We start from the raw sequence: 17,210 nt of genomic DNA, 5'->3' as shown, positions 1-17,210 counted from the left end.
GCTCATCGTCCGGTGCCCCCGTAGACCACGGCCTCGTCCGATTCGGTGTCCAGGCCGAAGGCAGTGTGCACCGCGCGTACGGCCTCGTTCACGTCGTCCGCGCGGGTGACGACCGAGATACGGATCTCGGAGGTCGAGATCAGCTCGATGTTCACGCCCGCGTCGGACAGCGCCTCGAAGAAACCGGCCGTGACACCCGGATTCGTCTTCATACCGGCACCGACCAGTGAGATCTTGCCGATCTGGTCGTCGTAGCGCAGCGAGTCGAAGCCGATCGTGCCCTTCGCCCGCTCCAGGGCGTCGATCGCCTTGCGGCCCTCCGTCTTGGGGAGGGTGAAGGAGATGTCGGTCAGCCCGGTGGACGCGGCCGACACGTTCTGCACGACCATGTCGATGTTGACCTCGGCGTTCGCGATGGTACGGAAGATCGCGGCGGCCTCTCCGGGCTTGTCGGGCACGCCGACGACGGTGATCTTGGCCTCGGAGACGTCGTGGGCGACTCCGGAGATGATGGCGTGCTCCACCTGCTGGTCCCCTTGCGGCTCGTTGCTGACCCAGGTGCCGCGCAGTCCGGAGAAGGACGAGCGGACATGGATCGGGATGTTGTATCGGCGTGCGTACTCGACGCAGCGGTGCAGCAGCACCTTGGAACCGGACGACGCCAGCTCCAGCATGTCCTCGATGGAGATCCAGTCGATCTTCCGGGCCTTCGGGACGACGCGCGGGTCGGCGGTGAAGACGCCGTCCACGTCCGTGTAGATCTCACAGACCTCGGCGTCCAGCGCGGCGGCGAGGGCGACGGCGGTGGTGTCGGAGCCGCCCCTGCCGAGGGTGGTGATGTCCTTCTTGTCCTGGGACACACCCTGGAATCCGGCGACGATGGCGATGTTGCCCTCGTCCAGCGCCGTACGGATACGGCCGGGCGTCACGTCGATGATGCGCGCCTTGTTGTGGACCGAGTCGGTGATGACGCCGGCCTGACTACCGGTGAACGACTGGGCCTCGTGGCCCAGGCTTTTGATCGCCATGGCCAGCAGCGCCATGGAGATCCGCTCTCCGGAGGTCAACAGCATGTCCAGTTCCCGACCCGACGGGATCGGGGACACCTGTTCGGCGAGGTCGGTCAGCTCGTCCGTCGTGTCGCCCATCGCGGATACCACGACGACCACCTGGTGGCCGTTCTTCTTGGCATCGACGATTCTCTTGGCAACGCGCTTGATGCCTTCGGCATCGGCAACGGAGGAGCCTCCGTACTTCTGCACGACAAGGCCCACGTGCGCTCCTCGATCAGTCATGCCGCAGTCGTTCATCACTGCGGTCGGCTCAGTCTAACGAGCAGCCGCATTCCGCTTGGGATATATCGCATCGTGAGATACCCGGCTCACACCTTGATCACCCAACAAGCGTCGTGGCTGCTCGGTGGACATGCATGCCCGCAATGAAACCCCCCACGCGAAACGTGGCCCGGCTCACACCCACATCCCGCCCGGTTGGACCTGTGCCGGAAGTTATCGGCCGGGGTTGGTGGTGGCGGGGGCCTGTACGGCGATGGCGTTCGCGGGGAGGCTGCCGGCCGCCACGAGGCCCGCTGCGGCGATGGCGCCCGCGACGACGCACTGGATGATCTTTCCGAACACAGGAGCCTCCACGGAAACGCCGATGAACGCCAACGAACGCCGACAGGGGCGTCATTAGGGTTATACGGAGGAACGGGGCCCCAGGTTCACGAAGACTCGGCGGGGGTCCCGGCGGACCAGAAGCCGGAGCGCACGTTGGGACGGGGGATCTCGACGCCCTCGTAGGCGGGACCGTTGGGCTCGGCGGTGGGGGCGGCGACCTTCGACTCCGCGACGCAGGGGGAGTCGACGTCGAAGAACACCTGGCCCTTGTAGCCCACGATCAGACTGATCCCGAAGCCTTCCGGGCTGTTCGCGAAGATGGCGGGGCTGTCTTTGTTGGGGTTCACGGAAGTGATGCGGTAGCCGCTCTTCTTCCAGTACCGCTCGACCATGCCCAGGAAATTCCCACGCCGCTGTTCGGAGACGATGGTCATCACCGTCCGCCGACGGGTCAGATCACAACTGCCGGTGGACGTGTCATCGTGAGCCCACTGAACCTCCGGCTCGATCGCCCCGAGCGTCGAATCGAGCATGGTGTCCGCATGCTCGGCCGCCTCTTGCATATTCATGGTCGCCGCCACTCCCTTGTCGTCCTCTCCCAGCACTCCGCATCCGGCGAGCAACCCACTCACCAGAAGCAGAATCGGGGCCCGCGTCATCTCCCGTTTCATCGCCACTCCTCCGTCTTGATCCTCTCAGGCTGTCCGGCGACGATCAGAGCGATGTTGTTCGCCGACTCTTTGTCCTTTTCCGGCGTGAAATATTGGGAGTGGGCGTCGAATCCGCCGCCGTCGAGAATCGGGTGCGCCCCGTGGTCGACTTCGAACCGTGTCGCACCGAATGCCTCGCTCGCCGGGTCCTTGCCGAAATAGAGGTCGTCGTCACCCCGGTCGGCGATGTCGCCGACGACATACGCACCCAGTGGCCCGCCGGCCAACAGACCGGCGAAACCCGCCGCGCTCTGCTGCTTCGAGGGAAGCTGAGTCACCGGATCGTTGTCGGCCGCCCCGACGTACACATGGTCCTTTCCGACACCCAGATCTTCCGCCTTGTCGGCTCCGGTGCCTGGGCTTCCCAGCAGAATGATGTCGTCCGCATGGGGAATTCCCCCTTGCTGGGCGGCGGTTCCGACGGTCAGTGAGCCGTACGAGTGCCCGATGGCGGTGATATGCGGGTCCTTGTTCTCGTTCGTGGCTCCCAGCCCGTTCATGAACTCGTTGTAGGCGGGCGCTCCGCGCTCCGCATCACCCTTGCTCATGACGTCCACGCTCTGCGGTGCGTCGTAGCCGAGCCAGACAATGGAAGCGCTGGACGGGTCGTGTCGTCGCGCGCCCTTCGCGGTATCCATCGCCCGCTGCAAAGTACCCCCGGCGAACGAGTCGTCCAACTTGGTTCCCAGCCCCGGCACATACGCCGAGACATTCTTCGCCGTGTCCGGATTTCCGTACGCCACAATGGCGCGGCCATTGCCCTCGTCCCCGATGCCGAGCAGATACATCGGCACCCGCGTTTGCTCGCCCAGCTTCTCCTCGATCTTCCGGAGTCCGCCCAGCTTGGTCTGAGCGTCCTCGCCGCCCTGCTTCTCCAGCGAGTCGATCAGCACCGGGAGATAGTTCCGGTTGGCCTCGTCGCGCGCGAGTGACGGGATGCCGTCGAGGCTCCCGATCAGGTCCGGTGCGACGTCCAGGTACTCCCTGCGCTGCTCCGCACTCAGAGCGTCCCACCACTCCTTGCGCCCCGCGGGCGACGCGTCGTACGGGAGGGCGTCCTCCAGATATACCCGCGCGGTCCTGCGTACGGCCGCCGTGTCGCCGGCCACGTCCTTCAGCGTCGCCTCGGTGACGTCAAGGCCCTCCGCCGCCTTGAGTCCGCGCAGCACACGCGCGTACCGCGCGTCGATCTCGGCGGCGGAGCGGACCGCCCGTGCGATGCGGTCCGCGATCTCCTGGGCCATCGTGGCGTTGGGGTTGGAGATGTAGCCGAACCCGGGCCGCCCGTTCAGCCCGGGGTGCGGTTCCAGGGGGAGCCGGGCGCTGCCCTGCGCGGTGCCGCCCGGGACCTTCTTCTCCTTCTCACCGATAAGGGGGTCGCCGCAGACGACCGCGGGCGGGTAGCTGACCGAGGCGTCGGCCAGAACGGTGAACTTCAGCCTTTCGGCGTCTTCCAGAGCCTGCGTCAGCTGCCGCTGTGGCTCGGCGAGTTCGGAGGCGAGGCTGTTCAGGGTCGTACGGATCAGACCGCACTCGGTGTGGAGGTACTGGAAGTTGCGGCTCAGCCGCTCCAGCCTGGTGACGGCCGACTTGGCCGACTCGCTGTCCTGCGTCTCGCGCAGCTTCGCCGTCATCGCCTTGTCGGTCCTGACGCGGTCGGCCTCGGCCCTGCCGGAGACCTCGTGCCAGCCGTCACCGGCGTCCTCGAACTCCGCTCGTTTCAGGTCCCGTAGCTGCTGCCAGGTCGGTACGGTGCCGGTCACCTGTCCTCGCCCGCGCCGCCGGCGTTCACGGCCCGTACGGACTTCTCGACAACGACGTCGGTCTCTCCCAGCTCCTTGGCGACCTTCCCCAACGCCCCGTCGAGGTACGCGCATTCACCCCGCACGGCCGCCAGTCGCGTCTCCCACGACGCCAGCACCTCGCTCAGCGCGGCCACGGCCGAGAACCCCGCCGCGCCGATGGCGACACCCGCGTGCGCGGGCCGGAGCCGGCCGTGGCTCTTGTTCGTGCTGCTCCGCAGCGACTCGGCGGTCCCGGCCGCGCCGGTCCACGGTCCGCCGCTGTGCTTCAGCCGCCCCTCACCGCTCACCGGCGCCCCGGAGAGGGCGAACACCTCCTGCCAGCCCTGCGTATACGCCACCGGTCCCCCTCGTTCGGTCACTCCACGCACGTGCGTGATGCGGTCGGAGTGACGTTACTGGGGTACCCCGTAGCGGATGCAAGTGAGAACGGAAGGGAAAGGAATCCGAGGCCGGAATAGGCGTTCACGCCATAACACCCGCAACGCACACCCCACAAGAGCACCGGCTCCCAGGTTGCCCCAACCCGCTCGCTCAGCCAGGTTCGACCCGACGTCGGCGCCCGTCAGTCCGCGTAGTCCTTGAGCTTCTCGGTCTCCAGCGTGATGCCGACCGGGTCGGGGAGCTCGACGGCAGCGCCGAAGGGCCTGATGGTGACGGAGCGGTACTCGCCCTTCTCGGGCTCGGCATGCACAGTCAGGGAGGAGGCATCCCGGTCGACGAGGAGATAGACGGGGATACCGGCTGCCGCGTAGCCGTCGCGCTTTTCGATGCGGTCGCGTTTCTCGGTGTCCGCGTCACGCGAGGTGACCTCCACAGCCATCAGAACTCCCTCAGCCTCGGACCACTCTCCCTGCCCGACGAAGTAGTCGTCCGGCGCGAGCGCTCCATCCGGCCGGGCCCCGGCCCTTACGATACGAATCAACGCACAGCCCTTGCCCCGCGTACAGCCACAGCTCGGGGCGAAATTGCATGCAGCGCTTCTGAAGCCACTTGACAATCTCGCCGTGGTTACCGTCCGGCACGGGCTTGACCTGGACCTTTCCGTTGATGAATTCCAGCCGCACCATCTCTGGCGCACGTCGGGCAAGTTCCTCGAACTCATCGACGGACATCTGTGGCCGGGCAGGGGTCCTGGGGGTCATGGCGTCGCCTCCTCCCCTCCATGGTGCCCTGACCGGCAGCTCGTGGAGGCTCATTCCGCCGCCCGCAGCAGGTCCGCGCCGTTGGGCGGGAACGGCTGGGCGAGTGCGCCGTGGGTCGGCCGGGGGAGCGGGCGGGACTTCAGGCCGGCCGCCGCGCGGAGTTCGTCGGCGCGGCGGGACACCTCTCGCTGCGCGGGGACCGCGCGGAAGGTGTCCGGGATCGCGTCGATGACGAGGCCCTTCTCCTCCGCCGCGTCGTACGCCTCTCCCGGCACTCCACGCACACGCCTCCGATCAGCGTCACCACGGTCTCCGGCTCCTCGCAGCCGATGCAGAGCATCACCGCTCGCGTGACGTGGGTGGGGTCCTGGTACGGCTCGGGCGGCATCTTGCTCTCCAGTCGTTTGCGGGCGATGGCACCGGGGCTGTGCAGCGGATGCGGAAGCCCGGTGGTCAGTGAACGGGTCAGGTGGTCGGGCGTCGCGCCCCGCGCGAGCCACTGCGCGGCGAGCGATTCGAGTGCGGCGCACTCGGCGGCGGACAGGGTCATCCGGGGCTCGGTACGCCCGAGCCGGGCGAGCGTGCGGTACGCGACGGAAGGGGCGGGCGCGCCGGGGGCGGCGGGCCGGTCGTCGCGGTCGCCGTCGTCGCCGTCGCGGCCCTGCCCCGTGAGGTCGACGCCGCGCAGGCTGTCCACGTACGCCTTCCACCACGCGTCGTCCCTCGACGTACGCGAGAAGTACGTGCGCGTCACCCACCGCAGGCTGTTGTCCGCGACGGCGAGGTGTTCCTTCACGAGCCGCAAGTGCCCCGCTTCGGAAAGGAACTTGAGCGCCTTGGCGCACGCCTGCTGCCCGTAGTCGGCGACGTTCGCCGCGAGGGGCTTGTAACCGATCGCCGCGCCTTCGGGCAGGCGATCGATATACGCGGCGATCGCCGCTTCCCTCGGGCGCAGATGTGCGAAATCGGCTGCGGTACGCGGGTGTTGGCCGGGCGCGGAGCGTTTCCCGTAGCCGGGCTTGGCCGAGGGGTGTGCGGGCGCGCGCAGGGCAGCACTAAACTCTGTGGAATCCACGGTCGAACTCTCGATTCGATGCGTTGGCCAGGCCCCGGATTGGTGTTGTCCGCACCGCCGGGGCCGCTTAATGCCCTGAACGTAAACCGTCAATACGCAACGACGCAAGCTGACCACTGATAGTCATATCGCCTCGTCAGCGGGGGACTTGGGAGGGGGGTCGGTTCCCTCCCAAGCCCTTCCAGTCTTCTGAGAGAGGGCTCGGAGCCCGAGGCTCAAGCCCCGGAACGACCTGCGACGACGACGGCGATGTCACCATCCGGGACTGAGTAGCCGGGCTCATGCGGCGGACACGACCGCACGCTTTGATCAGCACCATGAACGCCGACCCGACCGCAGCCCAGGCCACCCGCCGACTCCGCAAACTCGCGAGCATCTCGGCCTTTTCGATCGTGCCCGCGTCGATTCCGGCCGCGCTGATGGCCCTCACCGGCGAGCGCGCCGGCAGGTGTATCACCTACGGCGAGAACTGCGGCAGCAACCCCGGCTGGCTGTACCAGGGAAGTCTCCTGCTCGCCGGCCTCGCCTGGCTGACCGTCCTCGTCGTCCCGCGCAAAGCCGTGAACAGGAGCGCGCTCGGGGTCCAACTGGCCGCCGAGGGAGCGTTCCTGATGGCGGTCGTCACGACCTACGCGTAGCGGCGTACCGGACGAAGGCCCGTCAGGACGCCTCCGCGGCCTTCTTGATGCGCTCGCCGAACGCCGGTGCGTCCTTGCGGGACGCGCTGAGGGCCAGGCCCACCAGCAGCTTGCCGATGCCGTGGCCCTCCAGGACGTTGAACAGGCGCACCCGCGTCCGCCCGTCCGAGAGCGATTCCAGGTCGTAGCCGCCCTCGCGGGACGTCACCGTGTTCTTCGACGTCTCCGCCCAGCGGATTCTGGACGGCGTTTCCAGCTCCGTGATCCGGAGTTCGCGCTGGGATCTCATCCCCGCGTCCTTCACCGTGCTCCGGAACACCGTGCCGACAGTCGTGGGCCCCGCCGGCTCCTTGGTGATGTTCTGTACCCGGGGGCTGAATTCCGGATCGTTCGTGCCCTCCGACAGATACGCGAACACTTCCTCGATCGGTCGGTCGATCTCGGTAACCGCTTCGAACTGTCCACTCACAACTGTTCACTCCTTGACGGTCAGAGTGGGGGAAGGTGGCAATTCACCCTGCCCCTGTCGGGCGTCCCGCGCCACTCGGGTTCCTGAGCGCGGGTGAAGTCTCGCCGGACGGCCGAGTCCGAGGTGCGACCGTCCGGGGCCGCGGATACCTTGCCCCCGCCAACCGCCCTCCCGCCCACCGCCCCCGGCCGCGCACTACCCTCCTGCCATGGACAGCGAGCGCGGTGACCGGGCCGGATTCGTAGGCGACATCGTGGCCGCACACCTCCCCGGCTATCGGGCCGACTCCGTTGTACTTCTCGGCGAGGGCGAGGACAACATCGCCTACGAGGTCAACGGGGAGTTGATCGTACGGTTCAGCAAAGAGCCCGATCCGGTACGCCGGGCCGCCCGCGTCGGCAGTGAGGTCCGGCTGCTCGCCGCCGTCGCCGGTGTCTCGCCGCTGCCCGTCCCCGAGCCGAGCTTCACCGCCGCCGAGGACGGCTGCCTGGCCTACTTCAAGCTCCCCGGCCGGCCCCTGATCGATCTGCCCCTCCCCCAACGAGCCGCTCACGATGCCGTGATCGGCGTCAGGATCGGCGAGTTGCTCTCCGCGCTGCACGAGGTTCCGGTCGGCCCGATGGAGCGGTTGGTGGGCGTCGACGACGAGCCGGCCGAGGCGTGGCTGGACGAGGCCGCGGACACGTACGCCGTGATCGCTGCGAACGTGCCGACGGCGCACCGCCCGGCCGTCGAGGCATTCCTGGGCGAGCCACCACCCGCCGGCGGACACTCCCTCGCGTTCTCGCACAACGACCTGGGCATCGAGCATGTCCTCGTCGACGCCGACGCCCCCACCTGGACGTTCACAGGCGTCATCGACTGGAGCGACGCCGCGATCTGCGATCCGGCCCGTGACTTCGGTCTTCTGTACCGCGACCTCGGTGCCACGGCGCTCCACAGCGCTCTGCGGAGCTACCGGACCGACGCCCACGCGGCCGAGGCGATCAGAGCCCGTGCCGCCTTCTACGCGAAGTGCGGTGTCCTGGAGGACCTGGCCTACGGGATCGAGACCGGACGGGCCGCCTATCTCGACAAGAGCCTCGCCGCGCTGACGTGGCTGTACCCGGACCCGGCCTAGAACGTCGTCAGCCGGGCACCGGGAACCGCTACGCCGGGTCCGCCACCGGGCGCATGCCCAGCGTGCCCAGTTCCTCCGCCATCACCCGGCCCGCCTCCTCCGCCAGTGCGTCCTCGCCCAGGTCCTGGTCCGTGTCCAGGCCGTCGAGGGCCGGGAGGGGCTGATCGAGGCGGACGTGGGCCACCAGGGACTGGAGGGCGCGGAGAGAGGCCGAGGCCGTGGAGCCCCAGTTGGAGAAGTACGAGAACTGCCACCACCAGAGCGCCTCGGTCGTCCGGCCCGCCCGGTAGTGCGCCATGCCGTGGCGCAGGTCCGCCACGATGTCGGCCAGGTCGTCGGAGATCCGGCACGGGACCGGTGCCTTGCGGGGCTCGTACGGGTCGAAGACCTCCGAGTAGACGTCGATCGGCTCCAGCATCACCGCGAACCGCTCGCGCAGGTCGTCCACGTCCGGCTCCGGGCCCAGGTCGGGCTCGTACCGCTCGTCGGGGAGGATGTCCTCGTGCGCGCCCAGCCGGCCCCCGGCCAGGAGCAGCTGGGAGACCTCCAGGAGCAGGAAGGGCACGGCGCTGTCGGGCTCGTCGCCCTTCGCCACCTCGGTGACCGCGACGATGAAGCTCTCGACCTGGTCGGCGATCTGGACCGAGAAGTCGTCCGGATCCTGCGACGTGGAGTGCAGCGTTGCGTCAGACATCGAGCAGTCGTCTCCCCTCGAAGGCACGCCCCAGCGTGACCTCGTCGGCATATTCCAGGTCGCCCCCCACGGGCAGACCGCTGGCAAGGCGCGTGACCCGCAGGCCCATCGGTTTGATCATGCGGGCGAGGTACGTGGCCGTGGCCTCGCCCTCCAGGTTGGGATCGGTGGCCAGGATCAGTTCGGTGACCGAACCGTCGGCGAGACGGGCCAGCAGCTCGCGCACCCGCAGATCGTCGGGACCCACGCCCTCGATGGGGCTGATGGCGCCGCCGAGCACGTGGTACTTGCCGCGGAACTCGCGCGTCCGCTCGATGGCGACGACGTCCTTGGGCTCCTCGACGACGCAGATGACCGTCGGATCGCGGCGCGCGTCACGGCAGATGCCGCACAGCTCCTCCTGCGCCACGTTGCCGCAGACCGCGCAGAAGCGGACCTTGTCCTTCACTTCGAGCAGGCAGTTCGCGAGGCGGCGGACGTCGGTCGGCTCGGCCTGGAGGATGTGGAAGGCGATCCGCTGCGCGCTCTTGGGACCGACGCCGGGCAGTCTGCCCAACTCGTCGATGAGGTCCTGGACCACGCCTTCGTACAACGGATCGCCCTTCCTGGAAGTCGGTAATTCTGCCGGTAATTCTTGACGCTCGTACGGTAGTTGCTGAGGCGCCCGGCCAGAAGGGCTAGAAGGGCATGCCCGGCATCCCGCCGAGACCTTGCGCGAGCGGGCCGAGCTTCTCCTGCTGGAGCCGCTGCGCGTTCTCGTTCGCCGCCTGCACCGCGGCGATGACGAGATCGGCGAGCGTCTCCGTGTCTTCGGGATCGACCGCCTTGGGGTCGATGACAAGGCCGCGCAGCTCCCCGGAGCCGTTGACGGTGGCCTTCACGAGACCGCCGCCCGACTGACCGTCGACCTCGGTCGCGGCCAGTTCTTCCTGGGCCGCCGCGAGGTCCTGCTGCATCTTCTGGGCCTGCTGGAGGATCTCCTGCATGTTGGGCTGGCCACCACCGGGAATCACGGTCACTCCTGGCAAATCGACGTCGGTTGTTCGGCAGGTCGAGCCTACGTGGTCGCCACGGTGGCCGTCCTACCCCACTGGAACGAACTCTTTCGGGTGAGAGTGCCCGCCTCCTCCACCTGCTCACGGGGCCCGTGCGGTGGAAGCGCCGGGATTCCGGACGTATGGCCCACCGTTCGGCGGTAGGAAGTGCGGTACGCATCAGCATCCACGTCCCATGTCTCCATCTTCCACTCAGCCCAGCAGCTACGCAGAGGAGCGCCCCCGTGAGCCAGCCGGACATGCAGCCCGGGGGGCCGGCCCGGGACGAGGACGTGCCGCAGAGCGCGCCGCCCCCCGCACCGGGGCCGCCCGCGCAGCCGCCCGCACCGGAAGCGGTGCCGGGTCCGGTCCCTGGCGCCGCCGCCAGGGACCGGGACCCGCTGCTCGCCGAGGCATTCCCCGCCGGGGACTGGAGCGAGCCCGTCCAGCGGCTCGACGAGCTGTACCGGTGGGCGGAGGCGAGCGCCCTGCGCACGGTCGCCCGCTACCGCGCGGAGCGCGTCGCCAAGCGCCACTGCGCACGCGCCCTGCGGGCGGTGACGGCGCTCGGCGTAGTCGTGGGCGCGGCGCTGCCGCTGCTGGATCTGACGGGGGTGCTGGGCCGGACGGCGACCGGGTGGGGGTATCTGTCGCTGCTGCTGGCCGTCGCCTGTCTGGGCTGCGACCGGTATTTCGGGGTGACGTCCGGCTGGATGCGGAACGTCGCGACGGCGCAGGCGGTGCAGCGGCGGCTGCAGACGCTCCAGTACGACTGGGCCTCTGAGTGCGTACGGGAGGTGCTCGGCCCGACGGACGGCACGGCGAGCGAGGCGGCGGAGCGGTGTCTGGGGGTCCTGCGGAAGTACTCGGAGGACATCACAGAGCTTTTACGGGCTGAGACGACGGACTGGATGGTGGAGTACCGCTCCGGGCCCGCGCCGCCGGTGACGCAGTCGGCGGTGATGGGCGGCATGGGGACCACGGCGCGGGCGGACGGCTTCGGCGGGATCATGTCGGGCCGCCTCCCGCTGCCGCCCGGCACCCGCCCGAACATGCCCCGGCAGCGCCCCCCGGACATCCGGTAGGGGAGGGAGGGGCAGAGGGACGGAGGGAAGGCGGGCGGGCCACGGACGCCCGCCCACCCGGCGCTCGGCTCAGCGCACCTCAGCTGAAAATGATCATCGAGCCCTGGCCCAGGCTCCGCGTCGCCGCCGCGTGCAGGCCCAGCCAGACGTGGCGTTCGCGCGCGAACGGGCTGTCGTCGTACGGAATCGGTCCCGCCGGTTCCTCCAGGGATGTCGGCCCCTGCGGCGGAGCCGGGGCGGTCGGGGGGTTGGCCGGGTCGATGCCGATCGACGGGGCCACCAGTTCCAGCTCGCGCAGCAGCCCCTGCGTCGATCCCAGCGGGCCGCCGCCCGCGAGGAGTTCCTCGTTGGAGAGCGGGGACGGGTAGTCCACGGGGACGTACGCGCCCGCGTGGTCGTAGTGCCAGACCAGATGCGACTGCTGGGCCGTCGCCTCGAACATCTCCAGCAACTGCTCGTAGTCACCGCCCAGTTCGCCCACGGGCGTCACCGCGAGGCCGCACACCTGGAGCAGATACACCCGGCGCAGGAAGTGCAGGGCGTCGTAGTCGAATCCGGCGACGGGTGCGACATCTCCGGAGAGACCCGGCATGTAGGCGAAGACGGGAACGGACGGCAGCCCGGCGTCGCCGAGTGCCTTGTCGTAGGCCGCGATCTCTTCGGCGAAGGGGTTGTCGGGGCTGTAGCACAGCACATCGACAAGGGGGACCAACCACAGGTCACAGGCCAAGGGAGGCTCGCTCTCCAACGAGTTCGAACGGATTCCTTCGGATTCTTGACATCATTCGGATTCTTCGGATTCTTCGGGTTTCTTCTGCTCCGTCAGATTCGCACGACTACGTACGGGCGTGTACGCGTACGTACGAACCAGCCGTCGGGCCAGCGTAATGCGGCGAACGCGATCAGCGAAGACGACCGACACCCGTCGACGTCAACGCGCCTTTGGCATGTCCCATACCCACGCGCCCCCCAATCGCTCCCCCGGCCGCCCCAGCAGTTTCGTCACGACCTCGTACAGCGCCGCCTCGTTGTCCTGCGGAGCGAGCACCACCACGCCCGCCTTCCAGTACGCCAGATCGAGCCTGGCCTGCGCGCGCCAGCTCGGGCCGATGTCCGGGATCCGCGCGCCGTAACGGATGTCGCGGAACAGGTTGGAGGTGTAGCGGGGCGCGGCGCCGTAGATGCCCATCCGCTCAGGTCCCCAGGGCCCGTTGAAGTACCCGTCGGGCACGGAGAAGCCGAAGCCCTCCGTCGACTGCCAGTGCAGTGCGTCCGCCTCGACCGGACTCGGCAGAGGTACGGGGACGACACTCTCGCCCTCGGCGACGTAGTCCCGGTACATGCCGTCCGTGATGAACCGCGGCACCTCCGCCCGCTCCCGCACCGGCTGTGGCGTCGGCAGGATCGGCAGCAGCGCGGCGGCGAGCGCGACCAGCCCCACCGCCCGGTGCGTACGCGGTTCGAGGTCCGCGATCCGTTCCGCGGCGAGCGCGATCAGCACGCCGAGCGCCGGGGCGCAGATCATCGCCACCCGCGATTCGATCACCGACTCGAAGAGCGGCTGATGCGCCAGCGCGCGCCAGGGCCCCGGCAGCACCACGTCCGTGAACGGGATCCGGATCTTCTGCCCCATCGACAGCAGGGCGGCCACGAGCACCGTGCCCGTCAGTGCCTTCACCAGCGCCGAACGCCACAGCCACACCACGATCCCGAAGACGAGCGCGGTCAACGGCCAGCCGTAGAAGGCGTTCTGCTCGGTGCGGTTCATGGCGAGCGTGTCGGCGCGCGTCTCGTCGCCGAGCAGCGAGCGGCCCGAGAACTCCAGGAAGGCGAGAGGGCTGTTGCCCGCGTTGTCGCCGTGCAGAACGCTGTGGTAGCTCTGCGGGCCGAAGAACTGCCAGTACAGCGGCAACGCCACCAGCGGCAGACACACCGCCAGCGCCACACCGAGCCCGCGCAGCAGCGACGGCAGCGCGGCGCACGCGACGTCGGGGCGCGCGAGCGCGTACGAGAGGGCGAAGATCAGCATCCCCATCGCCGCGAGCAGCAACGGTTCTTCGCCGAGGAAGATCTGGTACGTCGCGAAGAGCCCGAGCAGCACCCCGTCCCGTACGACGCGCCGGCCCCCGTCGCGGGTCTCGCAAAGCCGCAGCGCCCGGTCGACGATCACCGGGATCATGAAGAGCACGAGGAAGTTGGGGTGCGCGGTGCCGTGCGACATCATCGGCGGCGCGAACGCGGCGAGCGCCGCGCCGAGGGCCGCCGCCGGGCGCACGCGGGTGATACGGCGGACGAACAGCCAGTACCAGGCCACGGCCGTCGCCGTCAGGCCGAGCGTGAGGACCAGCGCCCACGTCACCGTCGGGCCGAAGAGCAGCGTGACGGGGGTCAGGGGGACGGACAGACCGAGCATGACCGTGTTCGCCATCAGATTCACGCCGTCGGGAAAGCCCTGGTACGTGGTGAAGAGCGGGTTGCGCAGATGTACGACGTTGTCTGCGGTGACGGCGAAGAACCACTCCCACTGGTTCTGGTCCTGCATCGAGTCCGCGAGGTACGCGCGGTCCAGGTCCGCCCACAGCCCCTTGTAGAGGAGGAGGGACCCGAGGAGGAAGAGGCCGGCGACGGCGAGATCCACGGGGCGTACGCGGGTACGCAGCCGTACGAGCTCCAGCAGTACGCGCCCGTAGTCCGCGGGCCGGACCTTCGACCCCGACTGGTGCGACCAGCGCACCGGCACCTCGGCGACGGGCCAGCCGGCGCGGCGGAAGTGGCGCAGGATCTCGACGTCTATGCCCCAGCCGTCGAGTCGCGATGCGGCGAAGGCGGCACGGGCCTTGTCGCCGTCGAAGAGCTTGAAGCCGCACTGGGTGTCGCGTAGGCCGCGTACGGCGACGAGCCGGATGAGGCGGTTGCCGAGCCGGCCGAGCCATTCGCGCAGCGGGCGCTGGTGCACGTCGATGCGGGAGTCGGGGAGTGCGCGGGAGCCGATCACGGCGGCGGGGGCGTACGAGCGGCCTTCGTCGCCGGGGCCGGTCTCCGCGCCGCTGTCGGCCTCAGCGCCGGGGCCGGTCTCCGCACCGCTGTCGGCCTCAGCGCCGGGGCCGGTCTCCGCACCGCTGTCGGCCTCAGCGCCGGGGCCGGTCTCCGCACCGCTGTCGGTCTCAGCGAGCAGCGCGTCCAGCCTGTCCAGCTCCTCGATCGGGGTCGCCAGGTCCGCGTCCGTGACCAGCACCCGCCGGCCGTACGACGCCAGGACACCCAGCCGCAGCGCGTGCCCCTTGCCCCGGTTCTCGTCGCTCGTCAGCAGCTGGATGCGCGGCTCGTCCGACGCCGCCTCCGCCGCCACCGCGCCGGTACGGTCCGTCGACCCGTCGTCGACGACGATCAGCTCCCAGTCGCCCCAGCGCTCCGGGTCCGCTCGCAGATGCGCGCAGATCGCGTCGAGGGTGGGCCGCAGCCGGTTCTCCTCGTTGTAGGCGGGGACGACGACGGTCAGGTCCGCGGCCGTACCGACTGCCCCTGGTATGCCCGTCACCTGCGGCACGCCAGGCGCACCGGAGCTCCCGCTCATCGCGTACCCGCTCACCTCCGCGGACGTCCCAGCTCCGGATCAAGCCGGTCCACCCACGCCAGCGAGTGCGCGTGGGAGGCGTCCACGACGGCGCGCGCGGCGTCCGCGTCGCCGAGGGTGATCGCGTCGACCAGCTGCTCGTGCCCGCTCCACAACCAGTCGCGGCAGGCGGCGTCGGCGCGCAGGAAGGGCACGGAGAACACCCACGCCTGGACCCGCATACGGTGCAGGAAGTCGCAGATGTACTGATTCGCGACGAGCGTCGTCAGCTCTCGCCAGAAGCGCAGGTCGTACCCGATCAGGATGTCCAGGTCGCCGCCCTTGGCCGCCCGCGCGGCCTCCTCGGCCCGGCGCCGTACCGACACCAGCTCCTCGGAGCGCACCCGCCCCAGTCCGCTCCCCGCGATACGCCGGAAGATCCCGTCCGAGACCAGCGAGCGCGCCTCGACCATGGCGCGGAAGTCGCCGACGGTGAACTGGTGGACGTGGAAGCCCCGGTGCTGGTCGGAGTCGAGCAGCCCCTGCGCGCTCAGGTCGACCAGCGCCTCACGGACGGGGGTCGCCGACACGCCGTACTGCTCGGCGATGTGCTTGACGGTGAACTCCTCGCCAGGGAGCAAACGCCCTGCCAACACCTCGTCACGCAGTGCGTCCGCGATCTGTTGCCGCAGGGTGTTGCGGGTCACAGCTCCGCTGGCGGGCATTCGTGTTCGTCCCCTCATCCGGCTTCGCACACCTTAAGCCAGGGACGGGGAGGGGCCCTCGCGACCGATCCCGGTCGGCCGGGCCCGCGGGTGCGCCGAGCGGTCCGGCGTACCGCGACCGGTACGCCGGACCTCCGACCCCGCGAGGGGCCCTACCGCGTGTGCTCGTCGGCCACGGCCAGCGCCGCGTCCAGGATCGCCAGACCCTCCTTCGCCTCCCCCTCGGTGACGGTGCACGGCGGCACCGCGTGCGTCCGGTTCATGTTCACGAAGGGCCAGAGACCGCCCTTCTTGCACGCGGCGGCGAAGGCGGCCATCGGCGCGTTCGCCTCGCCCGTCGCGTTGTACGGCACCAGCGGCTCGCGCGTCTCCTTGTCCCGTACGAGGTCGAGCGCCCAGAACACACCGGCCCCGCGCACCTCGCCCACCGACGGGTGCCGGTCGGCCAGTTCGCGCAGACCGGGGCCGAGGACGTTCTCCCCGATGTGCGCCGCGTGCTCGACGATCTTCTCGTCGGCCATCACCCGCAGCGTCGCGACGGCGGCGGCGCAGGCGAGCGGGTGGCCGGAGTAAGTGAGACCGCCCGGGTAGGGGCGGGTCGCGAAGGTGTCCGCGATGGCGGCGGAGATCGCGACGCCGCCCAGGGGTACGTAACCGGAGTTGACGCCCTTGGCGAAGGTCAGCAGGTCGGGCACGACGTCGTAGTGGTCGGCCGCGAACCATTCGCCGGTACGGCCGAAGCCGGCCATCACCTCGTCCAGGATGAAGACGATGCCGTGCCGGTCGCACAACTCCCGTACGCCCGCGAGATATCCGGGCGGGGGCGTCATGATGCCGGCCGTGCCGGGGATGGTCTCCAGGATGATCGCGGCGACGGTTCCCGGCCCCTCGAAGGCGAGGGTCGCCTCCAGGTGTTCGAGCGCGCGGGCGCACTCCTCGGCCTCGGTGGTGGCGTAGAAGGGGGAGCGGTAGAGGAACGGCGCCCAGAAGTGGACGACGCCGGCGTTGCCGGTGTCGGACGCCCAGCGGCGCGGGTCGCCGGTCAGGTTGATCGCGGTGGTGGTGCCGCCGTGGTACGAGCGGTACGCCGAGAGCACCTTGGGACGGCCGGTGTGCAGCCGGGCCATCCGTACGGCGTTCTCGACGGCCTCGGCGCCACCGTTCGTGAAGAAGATCTTGTCAAGGTCACCAGGGGTGCGCTCGGCGATGAGGCGTGCGGCCTCGGAGCGTACGTCGATGGCGAAAGCGGGCGCGAAGGTGGTGAGTTTGGCCGCCTGCTCCTGGATGGCGGCGACGACGACGGGGTGCTGGTAGCCAATGTTGGTAAAGACGAGACCGCTGGTGAAGTCCAGGTAGCGGTTGCCGTCATAGTCCCAGAAGTACGAACCGTCGGCACCGGCGACGGCCAGCGGGTCGATCACTTCCTGCGCGGACCAGGAGTGGAACACATGCGCACGGTCGGCGGCCTTGACGGCGGCCCCGGCCTTCGGGTCGACATTGTCAACAGGGTTGACGTCGAGGTGAGGGGTCATGCCAACAGC

17 protein-coding genes and 1 pseudogene are annotated in these 17,210 nt (G+C 69.4%); 3 read left to right on the top strand and 15 right to left on the bottom strand.

The window, feature by feature from the left end; all coding sequences use genetic code 11:
- Positions 1-2 precede the first annotated feature (2 nt).
- The 7 genes and pseudogenes from ACFWV8_RS15690 to ACFWV8_RS15660 all read right to left on the bottom strand — a co-directional run bounded on the left by ACFWV8_RS15690 (position 3) and on the right by ACFWV8_RS15660 (position 6,351).
- Positions 3-1,274: an aspartate kinase gene (locus tag ACFWV8_RS15690; RefSeq protein ID WP_384201513.1), complete on the bottom strand. Its 1,272-nt coding sequence runs from the start codon at positions 1,272-1,274 to the stop codon at positions 3-5.
- Positions 1,275-1,508: 234 nt separating this feature from the next.
- On the bottom strand, positions 1,509-1,637 hold the full coding sequence (locus tag ACFWV8_RS15685) for a hypothetical protein (protein ID WP_384201465.1): 129 nt from the start codon (positions 1,635-1,637) through the stop codon (positions 1,509-1,511).
- Between the two features lie 86 nt (positions 1,638-1,723).
- Entirely contained in the window at positions 1,724-2,290 is a 567-nt protein-coding gene (locus ACFWV8_RS15680) for a hypothetical protein (protein ID WP_384201463.1), read from the bottom strand.
- Complete coding sequence (locus ACFWV8_RS15675) at positions 2,287-4,092, bottom strand: alpha/beta hydrolase (protein ID WP_384201461.1); 1,806 nt, start codon at positions 4,090-4,092, stop codon at positions 2,287-2,289. Before ACFWV8_RS15675 ends, ACFWV8_RS15680 begins: the two co-directional genes overlap by 4 nt.
- Positions 4,089-4,472, bottom strand: a complete 384-nt coding sequence (locus ACFWV8_RS15670) for a hypothetical protein (RefSeq protein WP_384201458.1) — start codon at positions 4,470-4,472, stop codon at positions 4,089-4,091. Before ACFWV8_RS15670 ends, ACFWV8_RS15675 begins: the two co-directional genes overlap by 4 nt.
- 224 nt (positions 4,473-4,696) lie before the next feature.
- Positions 4,697-5,276: pseudogene (locus ACFWV8_RS15665) on the bottom strand (Uma2 family endonuclease).
- 139 nt (positions 5,277-5,415) lie between these two features.
- Complete coding sequence (locus ACFWV8_RS15660; protein WP_384201455.1) at positions 5,416-6,351, bottom strand: hypothetical protein; 936 nt, start codon at positions 6,349-6,351, stop codon at positions 5,416-5,418.
- A 317-nt stretch (positions 6,352-6,668) separates the two neighbouring features.
- On the opposite strand from ACFWV8_RS15660, the gene ACFWV8_RS15655 reads away from it, so the two are divergent.
- Positions 6,669-6,989, top strand: a complete 321-nt coding sequence (locus ACFWV8_RS15655; protein ID WP_384201452.1) for a hypothetical protein — start codon at positions 6,669-6,671, stop codon at positions 6,987-6,989.
- Positions 6,990-7,011: 22 nt separating this feature from the next.
- On the opposite strand, the gene ACFWV8_RS15650 is transcribed toward ACFWV8_RS15655, so the two are convergent.
- Positions 7,012-7,458: an SRPBCC family protein gene (locus tag ACFWV8_RS15650; RefSeq protein WP_384201449.1), complete on the bottom strand. Its 447-nt coding sequence runs from the start codon at positions 7,456-7,458 to the stop codon at positions 7,012-7,014.
- Positions 7,459-7,666: 208 nt separating this feature from the next.
- Between ACFWV8_RS15650 and ACFWV8_RS15645 the strand changes: the two genes are divergently transcribed.
- Entirely contained in the window at positions 7,667-8,578 is a 912-nt protein-coding gene (locus tag ACFWV8_RS15645) for a phosphotransferase family protein (RefSeq protein ID WP_384201447.1), read from the top strand.
- 28 nt (positions 8,579-8,606) lie between these two features.
- Here ACFWV8_RS15645 and ACFWV8_RS15640 read toward each other — a convergent pair whose 3' ends face one another.
- From ACFWV8_RS15640 to ACFWV8_RS15630, 3 genes are all read right to left on the bottom strand, one after another.
- Entirely contained in the window at positions 8,607-9,272 is a 666-nt protein-coding gene (locus tag ACFWV8_RS15640; protein WP_329384023.1) for a DUF5063 domain-containing protein, read from the bottom strand.
- A complete protein-coding gene (recR, locus tag ACFWV8_RS15635; protein WP_384201443.1) occupies positions 9,265-9,864 on the bottom strand; it encodes a recombination mediator RecR in 600 nt (199 codons plus the stop codon). The genes ACFWV8_RS15640 and recR overlap by 8 nt, the downstream gene beginning before the upstream one ends.
- 85 nt (positions 9,865-9,949) lie before the next feature.
- Positions 9,950-10,285 carry a YbaB/EbfC family nucleoid-associated protein gene (locus ACFWV8_RS15630; protein WP_329384029.1) on the bottom strand — a complete coding sequence of 112 codons (336 nt, stop codon included), beginning with the start codon at positions 10,283-10,285 and terminating at the stop codon, positions 9,950-9,952.
- Between the two features lie 266 nt (positions 10,286-10,551).
- Between ACFWV8_RS15630 and ACFWV8_RS15625 the strand changes: the two genes are divergently transcribed.
- The gene (locus ACFWV8_RS15625) at positions 10,552-11,391 is read left to right on the top strand and encodes an SLATT domain-containing protein (protein WP_384201440.1); all 840 of its coding nucleotides are present in this window, start codon (positions 10,552-10,554) and stop codon (positions 11,389-11,391) included.
- 79 nt (positions 11,392-11,470) lie between these two features.
- Here ACFWV8_RS15625 and ACFWV8_RS15620 read toward each other — a convergent pair whose 3' ends face one another.
- The 4 genes from ACFWV8_RS15620 to ACFWV8_RS15605 all read right to left on the bottom strand — a co-directional run bounded on the left by ACFWV8_RS15620 (position 11,471) and on the right by ACFWV8_RS15605 (position 17,201).
- Positions 11,471-12,121, bottom strand: a complete 651-nt coding sequence (locus ACFWV8_RS15620; protein ID WP_329392328.1) for a hypothetical protein — start codon at positions 12,119-12,121, stop codon at positions 11,471-11,473.
- A 201-nt stretch (positions 12,122-12,322) separates the two neighbouring features.
- On the bottom strand, positions 12,323-14,965 hold the full coding sequence (locus ACFWV8_RS15615) for a dolichyl-phosphate beta-glucosyltransferase (RefSeq protein ID WP_384201437.1): 2,643 nt from the start codon (positions 14,963-14,965) through the stop codon (positions 12,323-12,325).
- A gap of 11 nt (positions 14,966-14,976) precedes the next feature.
- Positions 14,977-15,669 (bottom strand): GntR family transcriptional regulator, encoded by a 693-nt coding sequence (locus ACFWV8_RS15610; protein ID WP_384201434.1) that lies wholly within the window; start codon positions 15,667-15,669, stop codon positions 14,977-14,979.
- A gap of 152 nt (positions 15,670-15,821) precedes the next feature.
- Complete coding sequence (locus ACFWV8_RS15605) at positions 15,822-17,201, bottom strand: aspartate aminotransferase family protein (RefSeq protein ID WP_384201431.1); 1,380 nt, start codon at positions 17,199-17,201, stop codon at positions 15,822-15,824.
- Between the last annotated feature and the right edge of the window lie 9 nt (positions 17,202-17,210).

The sequence above is a fragment of the Streptomyces sp. NPDC058665 genome, from assembly GCF_042714995.1.
Lineage (GTDB): Bacteria > Actinomycetota > Actinomycetes > Streptomycetales > Streptomycetaceae > Streptomyces.
This window is presented reverse-complemented; position numbering and strand designations above follow the sequence as displayed.

Excerpts from the sequence above, each read along its gene's own strand:
- ACFWV8_RS15655 (WP_384201452.1), top strand. The coding sequence starts at position 6,669 with ATGAACGCCGACCCGACCGCAGCCCAGGCCACCCGCCGACTCCGCAAA.
- ACFWV8_RS15605 (WP_384201431.1), bottom strand. The coding sequence starts at position 17,201 with ATGACCCCTCACCTCGACGTCAACCCTGTTGACAATGTCGACCCGAAG.
- ACFWV8_RS15645 (WP_384201447.1), top strand. The coding sequence starts at position 7,667 with ATGGACAGCGAGCGCGGTGACCGGGCCGGATTCGTAGGCGACATCGTG.
- ACFWV8_RS15615 (WP_384201437.1), bottom strand. The coding sequence starts at position 14,965 with ATGAGCGGGAGCTCCGGTGCGCCTGGCGTGCCGCAGGTGACGGGCATA.
- ACFWV8_RS15680 (WP_384201463.1), bottom strand. The coding sequence starts at position 2,290 with ATGAAACGGGAGATGACGCGGGCCCCGATTCTGCTTCTGGTGAGTGGG.
- ACFWV8_RS15610 (WP_384201434.1), bottom strand. The coding sequence starts at position 15,669 with ATGCCCGCCAGCGGAGCTGTGACCCGCAACACCCTGCGGCAACAGATC.
- ACFWV8_RS15640 (WP_329384023.1), bottom strand. The coding sequence starts at position 9,272 with ATGTCTGACGCAACGCTGCACTCCACGTCGCAGGATCCGGACGACTTC.